The sequence below is a fragment of the Bacillota bacterium genome, assembly GCA_018818595.1.
Taxonomy (GTDB): domain Bacteria; phylum Bacillota_I; class Bacilli_A; order Izemoplasmatales; family Hujiaoplasmataceae; genus JAHIRM01.
Genome location: JAHIRM010000040.1, coordinates 1 through 6,870, shown reverse-complemented (window position 1 = coordinate 6,870; position 6,870 = coordinate 1). Strand labels below are relative to the sequence as shown.

Below are 6,870 nucleotides of genomic sequence, written 5' to 3'. Positions count from 1 at the left end.
TGGCAAAAAAAACCGCTTCATATAGTGACTGAAAAAACAACTTTTATTAAACAAGTGTATGTGCTAATTTAGCGGGGTAATGATGAAAAAAAATGTAAGCCTCAGGAGGTTTTTGGACGGACTGCCGTTACCATTCATGCTGAAAAAGAAGAGAAACAAACTAAAAATATCATGACAAGCCAACGCACAAATAGCACATTTGGTTTTTGCCGACACAAAAACCCTCACAAGAAAAACCAAAAGAGCTATTTCTTTGCCGACACACAGAAACAGTAAGTAAAAATGTTTGCATTTAACTCAATAAAAGATTTAATAAGTACTCTCTATAAAGAAAGGGAAATAATTGACTTTCTTTTTTCCAAAAGAAAAAACAGCGTCAAATATGACAATCTTTTAGAGTTTGTGAATTTTGAAGAAGAAAAACTGACTTCTCTAATAGAAAAGAATATTTTAGTTCAATTTGGTAGTACCGTTGATTTAAACCAAGACATTTTGGACTTTCTTGAAAAATTCACTGATTCTATTGAAGAAATTAATTACGAATATACTAGTGGGTTAATCCGAATATTAAAAGAAAACATTCAAAATTGGGAACTTGAAAAAAGACCAAACAAACAGAATGAATATCTTCTTAAAATCAAACGAAATATTGGAAATGTTGGCAAAGATGTTTTAAGAAATGTAACAACATTGAGAGGAAGTGTTGAAGATGTTTTTGCAACAGAAAAAGTTTTCAGTATCAAGAAAAATAAACTTCAGGAGTATGATAATAAAAGAAAAAACCTCGATGACTTATTAGAACAAATTGATGCATTTTTTCGAGAAAGCACTTGGGAATACTTCATTAAGATGGTGCAAGATGATGAGTTAATCCAAATTATTTTGAAACTTGATAGAGATATCATTATTGCCCGACAGAATCTAATTGATATTACTCAAAAAATTCTCGATTTTATAAATCGAATCAGGCAAGATTCCCAAATATTTAAGCATATTCAAAAGATTAAACTTTTAAAAGACCAGCTTTTATTAGCAGAGAAAAGCAATTTCATAGATGTGATTTCAAAAGATAATAGTCTTCAATTTCAGAATGAAATTCGATTTTCAACTCCTTTATCACTCGATTATATTCAGTCAGAAGATGCTTATAATATTCTTCTTAGAATAAGTTATAAGTTAAATAAATCAATAAACATAGACGAAAAATCATCTGGAATTATACGAAATGAATTCTTAAATGGTAAAGACAAAAACCATTATGTTGTTGACACCAATAAACTTAAAGAAAGCTTTTTGTCAAGGGGTGGTGATTTATTTGATTTTATAAACAACTATAATTTTGAGGAGGAACTTTCTTTTGAGGAAAAAGTCACTTTGTTCTGTAAATTAGCCTCACAATTCAGAGATGACTTTTCGATTTCAGACACCTATTCGAAAATTGAAAATATTGAATATGCACTAATTACACCTAAATTATGACAGGAACACCGCCAATACAAACATCAGATATCTTTGAAAGACTTAGCAAAGGACAATTCATTAGCGAAGATAGCGGGAGTGATGAAGTAAAAGATTTGTTCAATATCATTGAGCTAGAAGCCAATTATGAAATATTAAGAGATTATTTTCAACGAATCGGATTCATATTGGAAAAAGGGTCTGGTTACTATTATTTCAGTAGAAAAGAAACCAACCAGATTGTCGAAGATAAAGTTAAGCGAGCATATAAATGGATTGATATTCTCGATTTTTTTAATACTTACGCAAAAGCAATTGATGAGCCGTTCTCTCAGGGTACAATTTTCTCTCCGTCCAGAATATTTGAAAAATCCAAAGTAAACAGTGCATTACAGGAAAAGTTAGAAGCACTCAAAAACTATCAGGAATTTGCAACTGAGAAACCGCTTGAAAGGATTCAGAAACTCTCTCGATATATGGTTAAGGAAACTTTTTTTGACCTTACAAACGAATATTCGGATGAATTCAAAGTACTTGCTTCATATCGTTATTTGCAAAAATTAGTAGTATCAATTGTAATTGAAGAGGAAGAAGATGAAACATTTGAATAAGATTATATTTATCAAGGCTGCAAATATTGACTACCAGGAAATTCAGTTAAATGGAAATGTCCATTTAACCGGAGACCAAGGGGTGGGAAAAACTACAGTTTTAAGGGCTATTTTGTTTTTTTACAATGCGGATACTCAAAAGCTTGGAATTCCAAAAGTTGCAAATAAAAGTGATTTTGCTGATTACTATTTCGAATTTCCTAACTCGCATATTATCTATGAAATTGCAACTAAAGAAGGGAAATATTTAATATGGCTTTACAAGGAACATAATCAACTTTGCTACCGATTTATAGATTCCGAATATAAAAGAGAGTTTTTTCTTGAAGAAACACCAAAGGGGATTCTGCCTTTAAAACCGAATAAAATTTCAGAAAATATTTTAACGCAAACACGACATTCCCGAAAAATTATAAAGTTTACCGAATATCGTAATATTATCTACGGTTCGACAAATCAGATTAATGGATTAAGTCGTAATTTCAAGCAATATTCAATTATTGAAAGTCCTGCCTATCAAAATATTCCTAAAACTATTTCAAATATTTATCTCAACTCAAATCTAAAGTCTGATGCAATAAAAACAACAATTATAAACTCTATTAGTGTTGATGATTTTGCACTTAATGAGGGCAAGGGATATAAAGTTGACCTTAATGTTCTGAGGACGCAACTGAGTGATTTCAAACAAGATTACAACGATATTTCTGCTTATGAGAAGATTAAGCGAAGAGCTGAATTAATTATTCAGAATTATGACGAATTAAACCAGCTTGAACAGACAAAAATACTTACTGCCAGAACATTGGGGGCAAATCAGAAATACCTAACAAACAAAATTGAAAAATTAGAAACTGATTCTTCCGAACTTGATGAGAAGTATACTGATTGTAAAAAGCAAATAAAGGAATTGCAGGAAAATTTCAGTAATACAAAATCAGACTTTGATAAGAAAATTGCTATTGCACAGAAGAATGTAAATGACACGCAAAGCAAAATTAAATACTACGATAATCTACAAAAAGAAAATCTGAAAGGAATTGACACAATTCTGGATTTTGTGGCAAAAGAGTCAATTTTTGAAACTGAAAGAAAAAATGTAGAGAGTGAAATAAATCTGCTAACATCGAAAGTTGCTACAATTGAAGAAAAATACAATTCAATTCTTCAGCAGCTTGAAAATGCACACAATGCGAGTCTTAATATCTTGAATGATAAAAAATCAACTTTAAAAGCAGATTCAGCAAGACAACGAGGTAAAATCATTGAACAATATGCCGAATTTATAGAAGACTTAAGGCAACTATTTGATAAACAATTGGAAGAAGAAGCTGAGATTCAAAATCAGTTGAATGAAAAAGAACGAAAACTTAAGCGTCAAAGAGATAAAATAGACCTTACTCGTTTCTTTGAAGAAGACATTAAATCGGAACAAGACAAACTCATAGATTTCAAAAATCTTATATCAGAAAGCAACAATAAAATCAAATTACATAAAGAAGAAATTGAAAAACTTCAGAATAAAGGTAATCACGAGAAAGAAATATTAAAGCTTCAATTTGAAAACAAAAGAAAAGAGCTTGATAACAAACGCACTGCCACACAAGAAAAGCTTGTTGAAATTGAGGAAAAGCTCGAAGCATTTAAAGATTCACTTCATGAATTTCTGACCAAAAACTATTCTGAATGGGAACAAACAATTGGAAAAGTGTTTGACGAAAAGATTTTACTTTCACAAAATCTTTCCCCACAAATAATTGAGAACAATAAGTCATTTTATGGAGTAAAACTCAATCTTGATGAAATTGATTTAAATGTAAAGACGATTGCTGATTATCAAAGCGAAAAGAATAATTTGATTGCAGTCATTGAGGATATTAAATCGGAATTTCAAAAAGAACAAACAGAGTTTGAAAATCAAGAGCAAAAAATAAACAATAAGTATAATCAGATTCTTAAAAAGCTAAATCAAGAAGTACTTCAAACCAAGACACTTATTACTCAGACTGAGGTGAAATATTCTCAAACAGAACTGAAAATATCAAATCTTCAGAAAGATGCTGAAAAGAAAAAAATAGAAGAATTATCTAAGATTGAACCTTTGATTAAAGAAGTTCTTTTAAATATTGGTAAAAGCAGACAAAAATATCAAGACATAAAATCAGAAAAAGAAAAGAAAGTAAAGGAAAAGCAGGAAGAGCAAAAACAAGAAACCAATAAATTAAAAAGCCATTTCGACAATTTAGAGCAGAAACTGGATGCCCAGATTGTTGAGGAAAAACAAAAATACCTGAGCAAAGTCTCACAGGTCAAAAACGACAGGATGAACGAACTACAAGGCAAGGTTGACACGAACCGCCTCAGTAAGCTAGAAGCTGATAAAGAAAGACTGAATCAAAGCTTAAAGTCAATTAAAGAATTGAATCAAGTCGTTGCCGTGTACAATCAGGATAAAATAAATCTGATTGATAAACTTCCAGAGTTCGAAGCGACTTTCTCGAAATTGAGTTCAGAACTCATCTCTTTAAAAGAAAAGTTTCAAAAAGAGAACATAGAACTTTCCGATAAACAGACACAAATAAAAAAAGAATTTGATAGCATAAACGATGAATTAAAAGAACAAAAAAGGCAGATAAAGGAATTTGAGCAATTTAAACTATCACCTTTTTACTCTGATGTTGAATATTATGTGAAACATGGTGAAGATTCAGCAAATGAGGAACTTTTAACCGATTTAATTAAAAGGATTCAAAATCTTCAGCAAACGTTATCTGAAAAACTAAAAGATTTAAAATCATCTATAAACAAGTTTGCAAGTCCACTAAGAGAAGGGAACATTTTTAATTTTCCAACTATTTTTACTGATGATGCAGCATATCTTTCATTTGCGAATGACCTAAAGGATTTTGTGGTTGACAATAAAATTGATGACTATAAAAAATACATCAAAAAAAACCATTCAGATTTAATCAGCCTGATTGTAAAACACATTGTGCAACTCTCATCCAAGAAGAAAGAAATTGATGAGATAATTTCAAAAATGAATAAAGATTTTGAAAAGCATAATTTCGTTGGAGTTGTCCAAAAAGTTGAGTTAAAAGCAGACCCAAGTGAAAATAAAGTATTCCAAACATTTGAGGAAATAAGGAAATTTCATTCTGAAAATCCATTTGGTTTTGGAGAATTAAATCTGTTCACGGGATTAAAATTAGAAGAGAACAATGATACTGCATTTAAGTTACTTGTTGCACTTATGACAAATCTTGGCAAAGAACAAAACAAAATTGAAATCTCTCTTGAAGATACGTTTGAACTAAAATTTAGAGTTATCGAAAATAATAAAGATACCAACTGGCAGACAAAACTTGCTGATATTGGTTCAAATGGAACTGATGTTTTGGTTAAAGCCATGCTATACATTATGCTTTTGAATGTTTTAAAAGAGACAGCTTCAAAAAAACAAAAAGACTTCAAACTCCATTGTATAATGGATGAAATAAATATTATTCATCCCAAAAACATTGAAAGCCTAATAAACTTCGCAAATGACAGAGGAATATGGATGATAAATGGCTCTCCTATTGAAACTAATGCAATGGCATACAAATATGTATATGATTTTGAGAAAACAACTGATAGCATTACTCACGCAAACCGCCTGATTGCACAAAATTAAAACTGATGGAAATTCCATTATCATTTATAGAGAAACTAATTGCCATTTCCAGAAAGGAAACTGTTTCGATTGGTCAGTTTAAATCGAAACAAAACAAAGCTTTATTAGATATTTTTTTGGAGGAAAACATCCTTCAAAAAAGCAAAAAGAAAAATAGCTTCATAATTTACACAATCAACAATGAGCAACTTAGAAACTTCCTAAGAGAACGATACGGAATTATTAACCTTGAAGACTATTATCAATTATTAAACAATCCAGACTCAACTAAAAGTGAATCAGCACAAATTGCCTCAGACTCAAAAACAAAACGGACAAAAGTTTACACAGGTTTCTTTGTTAGAACATTTGCAAATATTGAAGGCAGTTTAAATGGAGAAAATCTAAACCTTAAAACATTAAAAGGAAGTTCTTTATTTATCTCTGATTTTAGGAATTTTGCTATTCCCGAAAATGTTACAATTGTTGGAATTGAAAATCCGGAGACATTCTATTTAGTAGAAAATTACAGACATTATTTTGACAAAATTGTGCCTTTGTTTCTATTACGATTTAATAATAATGCATTTATTGAATGGCTACAACTTACTCCAAATAAGTATGTGCATTTTGGAGACTTTGACCTATCAGGAATTGCAATTTATATTTCTGAATATCGAAACAAAATTGATTTTAATAGATGCAGTTATTTTATCCCTAATGACATTGAGAATTTAATTAGTAATTCAAAAAACTATACAGACTATGTAAATCAACTAAACGACCCAAAAGTTAAAGGGCTTGACTTTGAGAATTATCCTGAGATTAAGGACTTAGCAAATATGATTAACAAATATAGAAAGACGATTGAGCAAGAGGTGTTGATGAATTCCAACGCTTCATAGTCAAGCACATTTGCAATTCGCACTTGCCCTCGCAGAAATCCAAAAATTGCAAAAGAGCTTGTCTATCCAATCGCACGGACTGAAAAAATAAAGCACGAAATGGTAATAAATAGGACTCTGAGTGGTCGGTACGACCCAGCGATGAGTCGGTGTTGAACTACACCCGCCGGGTTCAGGGCTATGTACATATCGCCCGATTTATAGTTTTAATTGAAATTTTTTAGGATAAAGTTCTTTGACG

Annotated in this window: 4 protein-coding genes; all 4 read left to right on the top strand. The window is 30.8% G+C overall.

What is annotated here, in order from left to right:
- The first annotated feature begins 282 nt into the window (after positions 1 to 282).
- The 4 genes from KJ971_07435 to KJ971_07420 are packed head-to-tail and all read left to right on the top strand — an operon-like array spanning position 283 to position 6,629.
- Positions 283 to 1,479 (top strand): hypothetical protein, encoded by a 1,197-nt coding sequence (locus KJ971_07435; protein MBU1145662.1) that lies wholly within the window; start codon positions 283 to 285, stop codon positions 1,477 to 1,479.
- A complete protein-coding gene (locus KJ971_07430; GenBank protein ID MBU1145661.1) occupies positions 1,476 to 2,069 on the top strand; it encodes a hypothetical protein in 594 nt (197 codons plus the stop codon). The genes KJ971_07435 and KJ971_07430 overlap by 4 nt, the downstream gene beginning before the upstream one ends.
- Positions 2,053 to 5,745 (top strand): ATP-binding protein, encoded by a 3,693-nt coding sequence (locus KJ971_07425; protein ID MBU1145660.1) that lies wholly within the window; start codon positions 2,053 to 2,055, stop codon positions 5,743 to 5,745. The genes KJ971_07430 and KJ971_07425 overlap by 17 nt, the downstream gene beginning before the upstream one ends.
- 5 nt (positions 5,746 to 5,750) lie before the next feature.
- On the top strand, positions 5,751 to 6,629 hold the full coding sequence (locus KJ971_07420) for a hypothetical protein (GenBank protein ID MBU1145659.1): 879 nt from the start codon (positions 5,751 to 5,753) through the stop codon (positions 6,627 to 6,629).
- The last annotated feature ends 241 nt before the right edge of the window (positions 6,630 to 6,870 follow it).